This is a genomic window from Bittarella sp. HCP28S3_D9, from assembly GCF_052065655.1.
GTDB classification, from domain to species: Bacteria; Bacillota; Clostridia; order Oscillospirales; family Ruminococcaceae; genus Bittarella; species Bittarella massiliensis.
The window spans coordinates 84,066-100,900 of record NZ_JBQHTP010000007.1 but is presented as its reverse complement, the minus strand read 5'-3'; the positions used below and the strand labels follow the sequence as shown (position 1 = coordinate 100,900).

Annotated in this window: 18 protein-coding genes; 12 read left to right on the top strand and 6 right to left on the bottom strand. The window is 65.1% G+C overall.

The genetic code is table 11. From position 1 onward, the window contains the following. Positions 1 to 1,361 (top strand): hypothetical protein (locus tag ACTNAU_RS05790; protein ID WP_441097843.1); only part of this gene is annotated, 1,361 nt, incomplete at its 5' end. Between the two features lie 666 nt (positions 1,362 to 2,027). Here ACTNAU_RS05790 and ACTNAU_RS05785 read toward each other — a convergent pair. From ACTNAU_RS05785 to ACTNAU_RS05775, 3 genes are read right to left on the bottom strand one after another with little or no spacing between them, the layout of a single operon-like run. Continuing rightward, entirely contained in the window at positions 2,028 to 3,638 is a 1,611-nt protein-coding gene (locus tag ACTNAU_RS05785; RefSeq protein ID WP_441097842.1) for a hypothetical protein, read from the bottom strand. Continuing rightward, positions 3,631 to 4,344, bottom strand: coding sequence for an ABC transporter ATP-binding protein (locus ACTNAU_RS05780; protein WP_185916772.1), 714 nt, complete (start codon positions 4,342 to 4,344; stop codon positions 3,631 to 3,633). The genes ACTNAU_RS05785 and ACTNAU_RS05780 overlap by 8 nt, the downstream gene beginning before the upstream one ends. Next, a complete protein-coding gene (locus ACTNAU_RS05775) occupies positions 4,338 to 4,913 on the bottom strand; it encodes a helix-turn-helix domain-containing protein (RefSeq protein WP_441097841.1) in 576 nt (191 codons plus the stop codon). The genes ACTNAU_RS05780 and ACTNAU_RS05775 overlap by 7 nt, the downstream gene beginning before the upstream one ends. Positions 4,914 to 5,151: 238 nt before the next feature. Between ACTNAU_RS05775 and ACTNAU_RS05770 the strand changes: the two genes are divergently transcribed. Further along, positions 5,152 to 5,922, top strand: a complete 771-nt coding sequence (locus ACTNAU_RS05770) for an MBL fold metallo-hydrolase (protein WP_441097840.1) — start codon at positions 5,152 to 5,154, stop codon at positions 5,920 to 5,922. Positions 5,923 to 6,014: 92 nt separating this feature from the next. Here the strand turns inward: ACTNAU_RS05770 and ACTNAU_RS05765 are convergent, their stop codons facing one another. Then, positions 6,015 to 6,242: a helix-turn-helix domain-containing protein gene (locus ACTNAU_RS05765; protein WP_185916770.1), complete on the bottom strand. Its 228-nt coding sequence runs from the start codon at positions 6,240 to 6,242 to the stop codon at positions 6,015 to 6,017. Between the two features lie 99 nt (positions 6,243 to 6,341). Between ACTNAU_RS05765 and ACTNAU_RS05760 the strand changes: the two genes are divergently transcribed. The 8 genes from ACTNAU_RS05760 to ACTNAU_RS05725 all read left to right on the top strand — a co-directional run bounded on the left by ACTNAU_RS05760 (position 6,342) and on the right by ACTNAU_RS05725 (position 13,513). Beyond that, positions 6,342 to 7,412, top strand: a complete 1,071-nt coding sequence (locus tag ACTNAU_RS05760; protein WP_441097839.1) for a lipid II:glycine glycyltransferase FemX — start codon at positions 6,342 to 6,344, stop codon at positions 7,410 to 7,412. A 158-nt stretch (positions 7,413 to 7,570) separates the two neighbouring features. Then, positions 7,571 to 8,185 carry a manganese efflux pump gene (locus ACTNAU_RS05755; protein ID WP_441097838.1) on the top strand — a complete coding sequence of 205 codons (615 nt, stop codon included), beginning with the start codon at positions 7,571 to 7,573 and terminating at the stop codon, positions 8,183 to 8,185. A gap of 141 nt (positions 8,186 to 8,326) precedes the next feature. Beyond that, entirely contained in the window at positions 8,327 to 10,120 is a 1,794-nt protein-coding gene (locus tag ACTNAU_RS05750) for an LTA synthase family protein (protein WP_441097847.1), read from the top strand. Between the two features lie 517 nt (positions 10,121 to 10,637). Next, a complete protein-coding gene (locus tag ACTNAU_RS05745) occupies positions 10,638 to 11,057 on the top strand; it encodes a DUF2975 domain-containing protein (RefSeq protein ID WP_441097837.1) in 420 nt (139 codons plus the stop codon). A 9-nt stretch (positions 11,058 to 11,066) separates the two neighbouring features. Next, entirely contained in the window at positions 11,067 to 11,279 is a 213-nt protein-coding gene (locus ACTNAU_RS05740) for a helix-turn-helix domain-containing protein (RefSeq protein ID WP_441097836.1), read from the top strand. A 125-nt stretch (positions 11,280 to 11,404) separates the two neighbouring features. Next, positions 11,405 to 12,367, top strand: coding sequence for a GrpB family protein (locus ACTNAU_RS05735; RefSeq protein ID WP_441097835.1), 963 nt, complete (start codon positions 11,405 to 11,407; stop codon positions 12,365 to 12,367). Then, positions 12,364 to 12,837: a hypothetical protein gene (locus tag ACTNAU_RS05730; protein WP_441097834.1), complete on the top strand. Its 474-nt coding sequence runs from the start codon at positions 12,364 to 12,366 to the stop codon at positions 12,835 to 12,837. Before ACTNAU_RS05735 ends, ACTNAU_RS05730 begins: the two co-directional genes overlap by 4 nt. Further along, positions 12,830 to 13,513, top strand: coding sequence for an HD domain-containing protein (locus tag ACTNAU_RS05725; protein WP_256136386.1), 684 nt, complete (start codon positions 12,830 to 12,832; stop codon positions 13,511 to 13,513). Before ACTNAU_RS05730 ends, ACTNAU_RS05725 begins: the two co-directional genes overlap by 8 nt. Positions 13,514 to 13,734: 221 nt before the next feature. Here the strand turns inward: ACTNAU_RS05725 and ACTNAU_RS05720 are convergent, their stop codons facing one another. Next, entirely contained in the window at positions 13,735 to 14,457 is a 723-nt protein-coding gene (locus tag ACTNAU_RS05720) for a transglycosylase domain-containing protein (protein ID WP_216402300.1), read from the bottom strand. A gap of 157 nt (positions 14,458 to 14,614) precedes the next feature. Here ACTNAU_RS05720 and ACTNAU_RS05715 point away from each other — a divergent pair, with 157 nt between their 5' ends. Beyond that, positions 14,615 to 14,908, top strand: a complete 294-nt coding sequence (locus tag ACTNAU_RS05715; protein ID WP_185916761.1) for a Dabb family protein — start codon at positions 14,615 to 14,617, stop codon at positions 14,906 to 14,908. 58 nt (positions 14,909 to 14,966) lie between these two features. Here the strand turns inward: ACTNAU_RS05715 and ACTNAU_RS05710 are convergent, their stop codons facing one another. Further along, a complete protein-coding gene (locus ACTNAU_RS05710; protein ID WP_441097833.1) occupies positions 14,967 to 16,250 on the bottom strand; it encodes a galactokinase in 1,284 nt (427 codons plus the stop codon). Between the two features lie 98 nt (positions 16,251 to 16,348). Between ACTNAU_RS05710 and mscL the strand changes: the two genes are divergently transcribed. Beyond that, positions 16,349 to 16,798 (top strand): large conductance mechanosensitive channel protein MscL, encoded by a 450-nt coding sequence (mscL, locus tag ACTNAU_RS05705; protein ID WP_441097832.1) that lies wholly within the window; start codon positions 16,349 to 16,351, stop codon positions 16,796 to 16,798. Positions 16,799 to 16,835 lie beyond the last annotated feature (37 nt).

The following is a 16,835-nucleotide window of genomic DNA, read 5'->3' as shown; positions in this document are numbered from 1 at the left end:
CCCTGATGGAGGAGCGCTACCACTTCACCTACCCGGATGCGGCCGGCCAGTCGGTGCAGGTGGAGTTGGAGGACAGAAACGGCGCCCCCATCGAGGAGATCGACCTGACCCGGGTGGGGGACTACCTGATCCGCTACATAACCACCGACGCAAACGGGAACCAGACGGTGGTGGAGCTCTCCTACCACCTCATCAGCCGGGTGCCGCCGGTGATCGTCCCGCCGGAGGACGGGGAACTGGTGGGCCCGACGCCCGCCGACCCGGACGACCCCCTGACCCCTCTGCCGGACGGGGAGGAGCCCGACCCGGAGAAGCCCTCGGCGCTGCTCTACGAGGACGAGTACACCGAGTACATCAAGGACAGCGTGCTGGACAACGCGGCGGCCCTCTCCTGGATGGAGGAGCGCTACGGAGCCAGCTCCCCGGTGGGGGCGGCGCTCACGGGGAGCGTCTCCCTCTACGACAGCAAGGGGAACTTGGTGGAGCAGATCGACCAGAGCCGGGTGGGGGACTACGTCCTCATCTACACCGCCACCGACCAGGACGGCAACCGGGTCAGCATCAAGTTGAAGTACCACCTCATCAGCAAAACGCCCCCAGTGGTGGTGCCCAGCGACCCGGACCACCCCCTGCCCGACCCCATCCCCCTGCCCGACCCAGTGCCCGGCAGCCAGAAGAAGCACTGGAACATCCGCGACTATCTGGAGGAGGAGGTCCGCTCCGGCAGCTGGAGCAAGGCCGACATCCTGCACTGGATGGCCCAGCAGTACACCGTCTCCTCCAACCAGGCGGACGGCAGCCTGACATACGATTTGCTGCTCTTTGACCAAGATGGCCGGCCCACAGAAGAAATCGACCTGACCCGCCCCGGCAGCTGCACTTTCTACTATACCGCCACCGACTCGGTGGGCAACACCACCACGGTGCAGTTGACCTACAAGCTCACCGACCGCCAAATCACCGGCCCCGTGGGCCCTGCTGACCCCGACGGCGCGGACGGTTCCGGCGGCGCGCCGAACGGAGAGGGGAGTGCCCCCTATACCGGTCTGCTGGGCGGCCGCGGTGCGGGCAACTGCTGGGTCCACTGGCTGGTCCTGCTGCTGATGGCGGCCGTGGCCGTATACACTGCCTGCCGCCGTCGCCAGACCGATGCGGATGCCGAAAAGATGGGGGACGAGCGCCCTGGTCTCCTCGGCAAAGACCTCTTTTTCTATAGCGTGGTCTCCGCCCTGACAGCCCTGCTCTACCTGTTGCGGGGCTGCGCCCTCGACGGGGTCGCCCTGCTGGCCGTGGCGGCCGCCATAGTCGCCAGCGCCATTGTTGTGTCCCGGCGAGAGGCAGAGGAAAAAAGTGAACACTAATTGAAAAGGAGCGCCTTTTAGGCGCTCCTTTTTTGCGGGCTGGGGCTTTTTTACAATGCTACGGCTCTCGGTGCGAAGGGCAAGCGAACAGGGTTTTCCCAAGACCTTCGCACCGCGTGTGGGCAGTCGCAGGGGAGGAGTGATAGTGACAAAAGGGGCTTTGTCGCTGCAAATTGACAGTACATTGGGGAAGCGGTATAGTAAAGAAGAAAGAGGATGAAGTGTTTTTGTGCTTTGTTGCGTCGCACCCCTCGTAGGTGCGTGGATTGAAATTCCATGGTGTCCTCCAAGGCCGACGCTGGTTGCCAGTCGCGCCCCGCGCAGGTGCGCGACTTGAAATCCTCCCAAAGCACACTCCCGTCACCATGGTACATGGATAAACTTTCTAAGAAGTAGTAATCACAGCGGCGAGACGGTTTGTCGCACCCTCCCGAGGCCGCGCCCTTCCAAACGGCGAGAACGCCACATTTGTGCGCAGCCCCACCATGCTGCCACCTCTTCCGCCTGAAAGCATCCTTCGAGTTTTTGCCCCGCACGAGAGGGGTTGGTACAGAGGGATTGCCCCCGCTTGCCCACCCAGCTCAAAAAGGGCAGGCCGCTTGCCTTCGCACCGTGAGCGGGTGCAGGCGCACATAAAAAGAGCCCTCCGGCCGGAGGGCTCTTTTTTTATAGCTGGGCGAAAATCCGCGCGCCCTTTGTGTTCAGCCACCCCCACATCGCCAGACAGAGGAGGACGGCGGCCGCAGTGGCCACAGCCGTGACCAAGACCATGGACAGGCGCAGGGCGAAACCGAGGCCGATGAACGCCGCGGCCAGAATGGGGGTGGTGAAGTACCCCAAAAAGGAGGCGACGGATTGCTTGATGACCGTGACCTCGCTCTGCCAGTCCAATTTGGGGAACAGGAGGTTGCAGACCAGCCCTCCCAGAGAGGTGGAGAGGGCGAAGGCCAGCGGGGTCAGGTAGAAGAGCACCCACTCGGCGGGGGAGGGGCGCAGGGCCATCCCCGCCATGGTCGAGCCGATCAGGCAGGCGGGGACGAGGACGGTGAGGTTGACCAGGGCCTTGCTGGCAAACACCTGCGAGGTGCGGACCGGCAGGGACTGCAAGATCCAGAGGTGGTTTCCCTCCAGGGAGATGGAGCAGCTGCTGACAGCCCCCATCCCCCCGACGGCGGCCATGATGAGGGGGCAGATGCCGGTGAGCATCCCGGCCAGGCCGGGAACGCCCATCATGGCCTCCAACTGGTCCTGGGGCAAAAAGAGTATCGCCCCGCAGAGCAAAATCAGCATCAGCGCTCCCATCCCGGCGTTGAAGATGTAGAGGGTGGAGGAGGTGAAGCGCCGCCACTCCTTTTTGTAGAGGGCCGAGAGGGCGGAGGACTGGCGCAGTTCGCCCAGGCGGTACTTTCCTTTGGCCGAGGTGGTGGTGAAGACGGCGTGCAGCTGCCGGTAGCAGCGCCCCACCAACAGACAAAAGAGGGCGAAGGGCAGGATGCACAGGGCCATCAGCAGAAGCCAGCTGCCCCAGTTGCCGCCGGCCACCCCCTGGGTGAACAGCCGCGCCGGCGGGTAGACGGATTCCAGCTGCAGGGCGATTTGGCTGCCGACCTGGGCCAGCTCGGTGACCTCCATTTCGGCCGCGCGGTAGCTGAGGGCGGTGGAGCCAAAGAGGACACCCACGATCAGCAGCCCATACAGGAGGATGGAGAGGATTTTGTTGCGCCCCAGCCGGGCGGCGATCAGGGCCACCGACCCGCCGAGGACCAACCCGACGACCAGCGGCAGGATGGGCATTGCCAGCAGCGCGGGCACCAGGGCCAGCCAGAACCAGAGAGAGGGGCCGGTCTGCACCGCGTAGACCACGGCGGCGGGGACGAGCAGCAGGCAGGAAAAGAGCAGGCTGCTGGAGTAGAGGATGAGCACCCGACTGGCGACGATGGTGCTCTGGGGGATGGGCAGGGCCATCTGCAGGTCGTAGTCTTGAAAGGAGAAGAGGACGCTGCCGGCCTTGTAGATGACGGTGATGAGGGAGAGGAGGGAGGCGGCCACAGCCATGACCGTCAGCACCAGCTCCGGCCGCCCCACCATGGCGGCCAGCTGTCCCATCCCCACCGAGTAGACAGCCGACATGGCCACCAGGAGGACGGCGAGAAAGGCAACCCCCACCCCCATGAGCAGCGATTTGCGCTTGGCGGCCGGGTCCTTGGCGTACAGCATCTTGCCGATGCCGAGGGATTGGAGCGCGTAGACTTTGCCGAGTAAAAACAGCTTATTCATGGTCGATCAACTCCAAAAATACGTCTTCGAGGCTGCTCTGGCCGATCACCTCGTGGGTGGGGCCACTGACGACCAGCCGCCCCTCTTTGATGATGGCGATCTTGTCGCAGAGCTTTTCTGCCACCTCCAACACGTGGGTAGAAAAGAAGATGGTGCTGCCCTGCGCGCAGAGCTCCTTCATGATCTGCTTGAGCTGAAAGGCCGCGCTGGGGTCCAGTCCCACCATCGGCTCATCTAAGACCAGCAGCTTGGGGGCGTGGATCAGGGCGGAGATGATGGCCAACTTCTGCTTCATCCCGTGGGAGTAGGAGGAGATGGGGTCGCCCAGGTTGGCGGTGAGTTCCAGCCGGTCGCCGTATTTGGCGATGCGCTGGCGGCGCAGCTCCCCCTCGACGGCAAAGACGTCGCCGACGAAGTTCAGGTACTGGATGCCGGTGAGGTGGTCGTACAGGTCGGGGTTGTCAGGGATGTAGGCGGTGACCGCCTTGCAGGCCATGGGCTCTCGCTTGACCGAGTGCCCGTCGATGAAGATGTCGCCTCCCTCAAAATCCAAGATCCCCACCGCCGCCTTGATGGTGGTAGTCTTGCCGGCGCCGTTGTGGCCGATAAAACCGTAGATCTCGCCGGCGGCCACCTCTAGGCTCAGGTCGTCGACGGCCTTTTTGCCGCCCTTGTACACCTTGGTCAAATGCTCGATTTTCAGCATGGGGGTTCCTCCTTCTCTCGTCCCTCTGGGGGAGCGGCCGACGCCTCCGCCGGCGTGATGATAAAGGTCAGTTTGCGGGCCTTGCGCCCGGGGGCGGGCCCGTTTTGCACCAGCGGGCCCAAAATTTTGCCCATCTCCACGCTCAACTGCCGCATCTCGCCGTCGGTGAGCATCAGCGTTGAGGTGGTGAGGGCGATGTCCCCCTTGGCCGGGTCGGGTGGCGGCTGCTGGGCAAAATAGCGCTCGAAATCGCCCATGATGCCCAGAAGGATGGCAAACAGTCCCTGGTGCATCTGCTCCAGCTCCTCCTCGCTGCCGTGCCACTGGGGGTTGGGGGCCAGGCGGTAAACCCTCTCCACCGAACCCCGCACCGGCCGCTCCTCGGCCACCTGCAAAAGTTCCAGCTGCGCCAGCTTTTTGATGTGCCGATAGAGGGTGGCCTTCGGCACATCGCTGAGGGCGGCGGCAATCTCGCCGCTGGTGGCGGTGGGGTGCAGGATCAGGTGCTGGATGATTCGCATCCGCACCGGGTTGAGCATGGCCTTCATGATATCCGCCGTAAACGGCAATTGGCACTCCTCCTCTCACAATTGTTATCAATAATGATAATAGTATCAAAAATGAGAAAAGTCAAGCAAAAAAGAAAAGTACTCTTGATTTGCGCCCAAAAAGCAACTGGCTTTTTGCCGCATGTCCATCCGGACGGCCGCGCGGGGAAAAAACAGGTTGACGGCAAGGGAGCCGGGAGATAAGGTAAAGGGGAAGGAACTGCCCCAAAAGGTGGGCGGCCGAGGAAAGAGGAACAACATGGGCGAGTGGTTCACCGTCGAACAGATCGAGAGAGACACCTATGCCATCAGCGAATACCGGCACTGGGAGGAGCCCCACTGCTACCTGCTGTTGGGGGCGCGGCGGGCCCTGCTCATCGACAGCGGGTTGGGGGTGGCGGACATCGGCCGGGCGGTGCGGGAGCTGACCTCGCTGCCGGTGCTGCTGGCCACCACCCACGCCCACTGGGACCACATCGGCGGCCACCACTGCTTTGCCCTTGAGGACATCGCCGTCGGTGCACAGGAGCAGGGGTGGCTCGCCGGCCACTTTCCCCTCCCCCTGTCGGCGGTCAAGGCGGAACTCCTGCGGGGGGAGACGGCGTTCCCGCCCTCCTTTGACTCGGAGCAGTACCGCCTCTACCAGGGGGGCGCGGCGATTGCCTTGAATGACGGCGACGCCATCGATCTGGGGGAGAGGGAGGTGGAGGTGCTGCACACCTCGGGTCACTCGCCGGGGCACCTCTGCTTTTACGAGCCCCGGCGGGGGACCCTCTACGCCGGCGACCTGGTCTATGCCGGCTGCCTGGACGCCTTCTACCCCACCACCGACCCCCTGGCCTTTTGGCAGTCCATCCAGCGGGTGCGTGCCCTGTCACCCCGCCGGGTGCTGCCCGGCCACCACCGCCTGGACGTCCCCGCTGAGCTGGTGGGGGAAATCGACCGGGCCTTTGCCGATCTCTGGGCAAAGGGGGAGTGCCGCCAGGGCCTGGGGGTGCGCGATTTCGGCGCCTTTCAGCTTCACCTGTAAAGTGCACCTGCGGGGCGGATAGAAGGGAGAGGGGAGCGAACCGTTCAGACTGTTCGCTCCCCTCTTCTGTTTTGGTCCTGGATAGCCGCCCCTCACCGCTTGGGCGGCGGGTAGGGGGCGGGGTTGTCGGTGCGGTCGAGCAGGTAGTCGACGCTGGTGCCGTAAAAGTCGGCCAGGCGACAGAGCACCTCCGCCGTCAGGGCAATGGTGCCGGTCTCGTACTGGGAGTAGGTGTTCTGCGCCATCCCCAGGTGCTCGGCCACCTCCCGCTGGCGGATGTCCCGGTCACAGCGGAGGTCGCGAATGTGTCTGTAAGCCATTTTGATCACCCAGTGACAGTATGTGCTATCCGAAATCGAGATATTGACTTTTATCTGAAATACAGATAACATGGGGGAAAAGTCGAAGGAGGAGATCGCATGCTTGCGTGGGTGGACCGGGAGGACAGGGCCTTGGCGGCGGAGTACGAGGCGTTTGTGGAAAGGCGAGGGAGCTTTTTTCAGTCCCTCGCCTGGGGGGAGGTCAAGGAAAACTGGCGGGCCCAGGCCCTGCTCTCCCGGGGGGAGGACGGCGGGATCCGCGCGGCGGCCCTGGCCCTGATCCGCCCCCTGCCCCTGGTGGGGGGCTCGCTGCTGTACTGTCCACGGGGCCCGGTGGGGGAGTGGAGCGACCGGGCGGTCTTGGGCGATTTGACAGAGGGCTTTGCCCGGCTGGCGGAGAGGGAGCGCGCCTGCCTGCTCAAACTCGACCCTCTGGTCGCCCCCGGCGGGCCGGAGGCAGCCCTTCTCCAGTCGGCCGGGTTTCGCCACCGGCCGGGGGAGGGGGATTACCGCACCCTGCAACCCCGGTTTGGCTATCTCCTCCCCCTGGCAGACAGGAGGGAGGAGGAGCTGCTGGCCGGTTTTTCACAGAAGTGCCGCTACAACCTGCGCCGGGCGATCAAAAAGGGGGTGGAGTGCCGGATGGGCGGGGCGGAGGAACTGGACGCCTTCTACCCCCTGCTGGAGGAGACCGGCCGCCGGGACGGCTTTGTCATCCGCCCCCCGGCCTATTTGGAGCGGCTGCTGCGGGCCTTTGGCCCCGCGCGCTGCCGCCTCTTTCTCTGCCGCTGGCAGGGGCGGCCGATCTCCGGCGCCCTGGCCCTGCGCTATGGGCAAACGGCCACCTACCTCTACGGCGCCTCGTCCGGTTGGGGGCGGGAGGCCATGCCAAACTACTTGATGCAGTGGGAGATGATCCGCTGGGCCCTGGCGGGGGGCTGCGCGGTCTACGACTTTGGGGCCGTCCCCCACTTCTTGGAGCCGGGCCACCCGGCCTACGGCATCTACCGCTTTAAAAAGGGGTTTGGCGGCCAGGTGGCCGAGTGGGCAGGGGAGTTCGACTGGGTCTATCGCCCCGTGTCCGCGGCGCTGCTGCGGGGCGGGCAGCGGGGGTTGCAGCTGGCGCAGGCGGCCCTTCGCGCCGGGCGGGAGCGGCGGGGGCGGGAATGAACCTGTCCTTCCTATATATTTACACCCTTCGCCTTGCCATTTGGGCCCGATTCTGGTATCCTGTAAAAAACCGATGGATTTGTCCCCTTTTTGAACGTTTTCTCCCTCGCCCCATAGACTGGTCTGAATCCAATAAATGGGGTGATGGTTTGCTGCAGATGATATTGTTCTCCCTCTCGGTGTGCGCCGACGCCTTTGCCGCCAGTTTTGCCTATGGGGCGGCGGGCATCCGCATTCCCCTGCGCTCGGCGCTGGTGATCGCCGGGGTGGGCAGCGGCTTTCTGGCCGCCGCCGTCTGGGGGGCGGGGCTGCTCACCGGCGCCCTCGACCCCGCCCTCTGCGCGGCGGCGGGGGCCTGGCTGTTGATTGCGCTGGGGCTCTTCTCCCTGGGGGGCGCGGCCCTGCGGGGCTGGCTGCGCCGGGGCGGGCGGGAGCGGGAGATCCGCTTTCAGGTGGCCGGGGTGCAGGTGCTGGCGGAGATCTGCCTGGACGAGACCCGGGCCGACCGGGACAACTCCCGCACCCTCAGCCCCAAAGAGGCGCTGTTGCTGGCCGTCCCCCTCTCGGCCGACTCGCTGGGGGCGGGCTTTGGCCTGGGGCTGTTTGGGGCCCGCCCGCTGGCGCTGCTGGCGGTTTCCCTGCTGCTGGGGCTGGCCCTCATCGGGGGGGCACACCGCCTGGGAAGCAAGCTGGCTGGGCGGTTTCAGGGCGGGCTCACCTGGCTGTCCGGGGCGATTTTGGTGCTGCTGGGGGCGCTTCGCCTCTGGATGTAGACCTGTCGGCAGATCGACAGGGGTTGTTCATAAAGTTGTCACTTTTTTTATCACGAGACTGTCATATTGTCCCGATAGAATGAAGGCATAGAATAGAGAAAGCCGCGGGACAAGGGTCTGGCGGAGTGGTAGGTGATCGAGATGGAAGAGAAAAAACAGGGGCGCATCAGCCGCTTTTTTGCCCTGCGCGCGCAGATGCCCGACCGCCATCCCCGCGCCGGCAGGGTGCTTCTGGCCCTCTACCCGCTCTTTATCGTGCTGGTGTGCGAACTCAACCAGAGCCAGAAGTTTGGCGATATGTTCGGGTTTTGGCTCGCCCGCCCCACCGTTCTCCTCTTTGACGTGCTGCTGGTGGGGCTCATCTACGCGGCCTTTTTGCTGCTGTTTCGGCGGGGCCACCTGGCGGTGCTGCTGACCGCTCTGCCCCTTTACATCTTCTCCTGCGTCGAGTTTTTCAAGTGCCGCACCAGCGGCAGCCACTTTGTGCTGGGGGACTTGGTGATGACCACCAACGCCTCGGACATCGCCCGGTTTGCCGACATACAGATCACCCCGGTATTGGCCCTCTGCTTTTTCTTGGTGCTGGGCTATTGGGCGGCGGTCTTCTGGCTGGGGCCCACCCTGCCGCTGGCGGGGCGGCGGCGCTTTGCCACCCTGGGCACGGTGGCCGCCGTGCTGGTCTGCTTTTTTGCCGTCCCCACCGTTTCGGCCGGGGCGATGGACCTCTTTGACATCCGGGCCGAGAGCGCCTACAACACCTTTGAGCAGAGCGACAAGTTCACCTCCAACCAGATGATTGCCAACCTGGTGGAGACTGCCCTCTCCCAAAACGAGTCCCTCGCCAAGAGGGAGAGCGCCTACCGCGCCTACCTGAACACCGCTGCCGCCAAGTCGGGCAAGGAGACCGCCGCCGCGGCGGACTACAAAAAGCCCAACGTGGTCGTCGTCCTCTCGGAGTCCTACGCCGATTTTCGCGCCCTCAAAGAGCTGGGGGTGCGGGATGAGATCTACCAGAACGCCGACCGGGTGGCGGCCGAGGGGACCAGCGGCACGGCGGCGGTGCCCACCTTTGGCGGCTACACCGTGCGCAGCGAGTTTGAGCTGCTCTTCGGCCTGCCGGTGCGCTCCCTCTACAACGCCGAGATTCCCCACAAGCTGCTCAAGGAGCGGGCCCAGGCGGCCTTCCCCCGGTACTACCAGTCCCTGGGGTACGAGACCACCTACCTGCACCCCTTTAGCGGCACCTTCTACGGGCGGGACAAAACCTACAACAACTACGGCTTTGACCGGATGCTCTTTCAGGGCGATTTGACCGTCCCCCAGAAAAATTACAAGACCTACACCGACGACGGCTGTGTCTTTGACCAGATCGAGCAGCTCATCGGCGAGAGCGATCAGCCGCAGATGGTCTTTGCCATGACCATGCAAAACCACCAGCCCTACCTGGACGAGACCAGCTCCCTCACCGAGATCGACTACTACCTGGACAAAATCCAGCACACCGACAAGGCGCTGGGCCGGTTCATCGCCGATTTGCGCGCGAGCGACGAGCCCACAATCGTCCTCTTTATGGGGGACCACTTCCCCTCCTTCACCGCGTCGGGCGACGTGTACAGCCAGCTGGGCATCGGCAGCGACAACTGCGATGTCCTCTACCAGCAGCGCTACCTGGTGTGGAGCAACTACGGCGCCGACTTGAGCGCCTTTCCCGCGGGGGAGAAGGTCTCCTCCTTCTACCTGCCCTACCTGCTGCTGAAAACCACCGGCGCCCCCCTCACTGCCGACCAAAACGCCGCCCTGGACGAGATGGAGAGCCAGCCCCTCTACGACTACCAGTTTTCCCAGGGGGACGATCTCTTTTGGGATATGCTCACCTACGACGTGGTGCTGGGGGACCAGACCATCCGTACCTTGCCCCAGGGCAGCGCCCAGTAGCGGCTTTGACAGCCTTCCTGCACCGGAGGGAAAAGGGGAGACAGTTGCAAGCAGAGAGACCCGAGCCGACGGCTCGGGTCTTTTTTGTTGCAGCTTTATCGCCCAAAGCCCCCGACCCTGCCGCGGGGGCGGTTTGCTTTGGCATGAGACCTCCCAGGAGGAAGGGTGCTGGAAGTGAAAAAAGGTGATTGGGGGGATGGATGACATGAAATGGCATCCCAGATGACCAGCTTACCGGTGACAGCGGGTGTCATACAAGTGTAGAGTTTCGACGCCCCTTGAGGGGCCCAGCCTGTATGTCGCCCTTTTCAGGCTGGTGTATACCGCCCATTTGTCTGACGGACTTGGTTTATGTATTTAATGTTTTATTTTAAATCATTATTGTATTTCAATATGATATAGGGTATACTGTGGTTGTTGGAACAGGACACGAGATGGCGTAAAGGGGGAGTGGAGAATGGTGTGTAAACAGTTAGCTCGCTGCTGCAAAATTTCTCTGACAGGGGGTTGCCTCTGTTTGGGCGCCGTCTATCTGGTGGCGGTCCCCGGGGCGGCGGCGGGTCTCCTGCGGCAGGCGCCGGAATTGGCGGACCGCTTTTGGCCCTGGCTGCTGCTGGTCGAGGCCACGGCGCTGCCCTGCATTCTGGTGGCCCTGTGGGGCTGGAAGCTGACAGGGGAGATCGGGCGGGGCAACGCCTTTTCCGGAGAGAGCGCCCGCCTGGTGAAGAGGGCCTCCACGGCCCTGCTGCTGGACGCCACCCTCTTCCTCGCCGGCAATGTCGTCTATTTTTTGCTGGGCATCAGCCACCCTGCAGTCGCCCTTTTGGCCCTATTTGTCTGTGCGGCGGCCGCGGTGTTCGGCCTGGCGGCGCGGGCCCTTGCCCAGCTGGTGGGCGAGGCCGCCCGGCTGCGGGAAGACAGCGAACTGGTGATTTGAGGTGAGGGTGTGATAGCGGTCAATTTGGATGTGGTGCTGGCGCAGCGAAAGATGACCCTGACGCAGTTGTCCCGGGAAGTCGGCGTCACTGTCGTCAACCTCTCGCTCTTAAAGACGGGAAAGGCCAAGGGGGTGCGCTTTTCCACCCTGGACAAAATCTGCCAGGCCCTGGACTGCCAGCCGGGCGACCTGCTGGAGTGGCGCCCCGACCCCCGGCCGTAAGACCGGGGAAAACCGGTGAGAGACCCGCTCGGGCATTTGCCCCGGGCGGGTTTTGTGCTACAATGGCGATACCCCCCAAAACTGCCTTTTCAGGCCGGATAGGGGAGGAGAGGAGGCGCTTTTAGATGCTGGGACTCAAGCGGGGCACGGTGCAGCTGCTGCCCTATCAGGAGAGTTGGGCCGAGGAGAGGGCGCGGGCCGCCGCCCGCCTGCAGGAGCTGTTTGGCAGCGAGGCGGCGGACGTCCGCCACGTGGGCAGCACCTCGGTCAAGGGGCTGGCGGCAAAGCCCATCATCGACCTGGCGGTGGGGATGTGGGACCTGGGTCAGGCCGAGGCCCTTTACCCCGCTCTGGCCGCGGCGGGATTTGTCCACCGCCCCCATGTGGACGAGCCGGACAGCCTCTTTTTGAGCGCCGGGGACGAGGGGGCCGACACCCGCACCCACCACGTCCACCTGGTGGAGTACGACGGCCGCCGCTGGCGGGACTACTGCTATTTTTCCGACACCCTCAACCGAGACGAGGGGAAGCGGGCGGCCTATCAGGCCCTTAAAGAGGGGCTGGCGGCCGCCAACAGCGCGGACAGGGTGGCCTACACCGAGGGGAAGGCGCAGTTCATCGAGGGGGTGCTGGCCGAAGGGCGAGCGCTGGAGGACACGGCGGTCACCTTTGCAGAGCCCCCCTCGCCGGGGGATGTCCGCTTTGCGGTGGTGGCGGCCCGGCACCGGGGGCGATGGGTCTTTTGCAAGCACCGCCGCCGCGGCACCCTGGAACTGCCCGGCGGCCACCGGGAGCCGGGGGAGACCCCGGAGCAGGCCGCCCGGCGGGAGCTGTGGGAGGAGACCGGCGCCACCGACTTTGCCCTCAAAGAGGTGGGCCCTTACGCTGTGTGCCGGGGGGAGGAGAGGCCCAGCTACGGGGTGCTCTACCGGGCGGAGATCGCCGCCCTCGGCCCCCTGCCGCCCCATGAAATCGAGCGGGTGGAACTGTGCTCCGCCGTCCCCCGGCAGATGACCTACCCCCGCATTCAGCCCGCGCTGATGAAGCGGGCGGTGGCGGACGGCCGCAGAGAGGGGTGGTTGCGGTGAAAGGCGAGCCCACACAGACACTGGTGCAGCGCCTGTGCGCAGGGGATGAAAGAGAGGGGTACGCCGCCCTGAAAGAGCTGTTGGAGCGCTCGCGGACAGGGCGGGAGGTCTACCCTTATTGGGAAGAGCTGGCCGCCCTGCTGGGCAGTGCCAACAGCTACCGGCGCACCCGCGGGGCCCTTTTGCTGCTGCAAAACGCCCGCTGGGCAGAGGAGGAGCAGCTCGAGCGCTGGATGCCCCGGCTGCTGGGGCTGCTGCAAGAGGAGGAGCGGGCCACCGCCCTGCGCCAGTACCTGCGCGCCTGGGAGGGGGCTGTGCGCGATGTCCCCGCCCTGGCAGGCCCCCTCTGCCGGGTGTTGGAGGGCCTTGATCTTGAGCGCTACGGCGAGAGCATGGCCCCGCTGCTGCAGCGGGACAGGGAGCGGCTGCTGAGCGCTCTGCAGGGGGAAGGGGATGAGGGGGATGGATAGAGCTCTCTTTGCCCGGGCCGAGGCCTTTATGGCGGCCTGCACCGACGGCGGGGTGCACGATGAGATGCACGTGCGCCGGGTGCTGGGGTACGCCCTCTCCATTGCCGGGGGGATGCCCGAGGCCGACGGGGAGATCGTGGCCCTGGCCGCCCTCCTCCACGATGTGGGCCGCCCAGAGGAGAGGGCCGACCCCGCCCTCTGCCACGCCGAGGTGGGCAGCCAAAAGGCGTTGGATTTCCTGCGGGCGGAAGGCTATCCCCCGGCACGGGCTCGCTGGGTGGCCGACTGTGTCCTCTGCCACCGCTACCGGGCTGACCGTCGGCCCGAGACGATCGAGGCCAAGATCCTCTTTGATGCCGACAAGCTGGACCAGACCGGGGCCCTGGGCGCGGCCCGGGTTATCCGCTTTGGGGGGCAGATCGGGGAGCCCCTCTACCGAGTCGGGGAAAGGGGCCGCCCCCTGCCCGGCGAAGAGGGGGAGGGCCCCTCTCTGCTGCGGGAGTACCGCCGCAAGCTGAAAGGCCTTGCCGGTCAGTTTTACACCCCTGCCGCCCAGGCGCTGGCCCGGGCCCGCCAGCCGGTGATGGACCGCTATTTTGCTGCCCTTGCCGCCGAGGCGGAGGAGAGTTGGGCGGCCGGTCAGCGCGCCCTCGCCCAGCTGCTGGGGGAGGAGTAGCGGCCACCACACCGCCGAGATGCCGCCTGGAGGGGAGGGGGGCTGTTTGACAGGAACGAACGCCGCCTCGCCCTGGCAGGCCTGCCCTTGCTCCCCGCCAGACCCGCCAGGCCCATTCGTTCCCTATTTGACAGCTCGTTTTTCCCCAACAGGTTGACAGACGGCCGAGAGGCCGCGCACCCCTTGCCCGGGCGCGCGGCCTCTTTTATCGCCAAATCTGTCTATCGCAGTTCATCGGGGATGGGGCAGCCCTGGGCGACGATCTCGTCGCGCTCCCCCTCGGTGAGGTAGCCGTAAGCCACCATAGCGCCCAGCACGGCCCGCCAGCGACCCTCCATCTGCTCGGGGTTGTCGGCAAAGTAGCTGGGGGCCTGGGGCAGGGCGGCCAGAAACGCCGCCTGGGCCACTGTCAAATCGCTGGGGTCGGTGTGGTAGTAGGCGCTGGCCGCGGCGATGCCGGTGCGCCCGTTGCCGAAATAGCTGGTGTTGCAGTAGAGCTCCAAAATCTCCTCCTTGGAGAGTTCGTGCTCCAACTTGAAGGCGAAGAAGACCTCGGTCACCTTGCGGGAAAGGCTCTGTTCCTGGGAGAGGTAGATGTTTTTGCAGACCTGCTGGGTGATGGTGCTGGCGCCCCCCACGATCCGCCCGTTCCAGAGGCTCTTCCAGAGCACCCGGCCGATGGAGATGATGTCGATCCCCCCGTGGGAGTAAAAGCGGTGGTCCTCGATGGCGACGATGGCCTTTTGAAAGTTTTCCGAGATCTCGCCGATGGGGACATACCCCTCTTCCCGGCGGAGGGCGGCCACCTTTTCGGCTACCGGCTCCGCCTCCACCCGTTTGCGGTAGTCGCCAAAGCAGGCAACGGAGAAGGCGGTCCCGGCGATGATGGCCAGGCCGAGCACAATGATTATAGCGTTTCGCAGATAGCGCAAAAACCGCTTCATCCGGCATTCCTCCCCTCTGGGGCAGCTCTGTTTGCAGGGCCGCCTGTTTTTGTTGATTTCATTATAGGGCAAAACGGTTGCCTTTTCCATGGTCCTTTATTACAATAAGCTTACAGCTTTGCCACATATCCCGTGAAGTTTGAAAGGTGGTTTTACCGTGGTCACACACATTGTCTTTTGGAATTTGAAAGAGGCACCAGAGGCCGAGCGGGCCGCCAGCGCCCGCAAGATGAAGGAACTGCTGGAGGGACTGGTGGGTCAGGTGCCCGGCCTGCTCTCGGCGGGGGTGCACCAGAACTTCACCCCCGGCGGGTACGACCTCTGCCTGGTCTCCCAACTCACCGACCGGGCAGCTCTGGAGGGGTACCAGGTCCACCCGGCTCACCTGGAGGTCAAAAAGTTTGTCCACAGCGTGGTCTGCCAGCGCGCGGCGGTGGACTACGAGGAGTGATCGCCAGACAGGAGAGAAGGCGGGCGCCCGTTGCGGGGCGCCCGCCTTTTTTGCGCGGTCATCGGGGGAGGGCGAGCTCCACCGCCCCCACGGGGCGGATGGAGAGGGATCGGCAGCAGTCGGGCCCCAGCGCCCCCTCCATGGCGCTGCAAAAGGGGGCGGCCAGCTCGTTGGGGAGCAAGACCAGGGCGGTCCCGCCAAAGCCGCCCCCGTGGACCCGGTAGGCCCCCTGCCCGGCCAGCAGCCGGTCGCAGAGGGCAAGGGCCGCCGTCAGGGGCTGGCTGCGGGGCCGAGCGGGGGAGTAGAGGTTTTGCAGGTAAAAGGCGGAGGAGCGCCCCGAGTGGCGCACCAGCTGCAAAAAGGTGCAAAAATCCCCCTGGGCAAGGGCCTGGGCCTCCTGCGCGGCCCGCCGGTCCTCCCTAAAAAAGTGGGCGGCCCGCAGGACCGGCCGCTCCCCCAGGGCCTGTGTCAGGGCGGCCCAGTTGGCGTAGAGGGCCTCTTCCTCCACCTGGCACAGCCGCTCCCGGCCAAACCAGGCGGCCACCTCCCCCATCTCCCGGGGGATGGCGGCGTAGTCCTCGGTCAAGTCGGCGTGGCTGCTTCCGGTCGCCACCAGGCAGAGCTGGTGGCCGCTGTCCTCCCAGCGGCAGGAGAGGGGGGTGACGGCGGGGCGGAGGGGGTCGGCGAAATCCAGCTGGGCGATCCCCCCCACCGCGCTGGCCACCTGGTCCATCATCCCGCAGGGCTTGCCGAAGTAGCCGCTCTCGGCCCGCTGGCCGATCGCCGCCAGTTCCAGCGGGGTGCGCCCGCCCTCAAACAGCCCGTTCAGGGCGGCGGCCACCGCCACCTCAAAGGCGGCAGAGGAGGAGAGGCCGCTGCCCGGCAATACGTCGGAGAGGGCGTAGAGCCGCGCCCCGCCCAGGGCGCAGCCCCCTTTTTGCAGCCCGGCGGCGACCCCCCGCAGCAGAGCGGCGGTGGTCCCCCTCTCCGCCGGGCGGGGGGCGAGGTCGGAAAGCGCCGCCCGGCAGGGGGAGAACCCCTCGGACACCAGTTCGATGACCTCCCCCTCGGCGGGGGCGGCGATCACCAGGGTGTCCAGGTCGACGGCGGCGCAGAGCACCCGCCCGCCCTGGTGGTCGGTGTGGTTGCCCCCCAGTTCGGTGCGCCCCGGGGCCGAGAAGAGGCGCACCGGCCCCTGCTCTCGCCACTGGGCGGCAAAGCCAGCCAGCCCCCGCGCCAGCCGCCCCCGCTGCCGCGCCGCGTGTCCGGGGGACAGCCACTCCAACTGTTCATCCAGCGCTCTGCGCTCCAGAGCCTCTTTCCACTGCGCAATGGTAGCCATTGGTCCGCCTCCTCTTGGTGCCGTTTTTTACAGTTTACGGCAGCGCGTCCCGTTTGGCAAGTCCCCCTTTTCTTTCGGCCGGTTTGCTGCTATACTAATTGGAAAAACGAGTCGAAAAGGAGCGCATCATGAAAACTTTTATGCGGGAATTCAAGGCCTTTGCCCTGCGCGGCAACGTGGTCGACATGGCGGTGGGCATCCTCATCGGCGGCGCCTTCTCGGGCATTGTCACCGCCCTGACGGCCAACTTTATCAACCCCATTTTGAACGTGGTCACCGGCAGCGCCACCTATGGCCTGGCGGACGTCGCCGGCTTTGCCTCGGCCTTTCTCTCGGCGGTCCTCAACTTTCTCTTGATCGCCCTGGTGCTCTTTTGCATCCTCAAGGCCGTCAACAAGGTCGCCTCGCTGGGGAAGCGGGAGCAGGCGCCCGAAGCGCCCCGGGAAAAGACCTGTCCCTACTGCAGGGAGAAAATCGCCATTGAAGCCACCCGCTGCCCCCACTGCACCTCGGTCTTGGAGGAGCAGCCGCAGGAGGCGGTCCTCTAAAAGAAAAAAACCCCTGCTCGCCCTTCGAGCAGGGGCT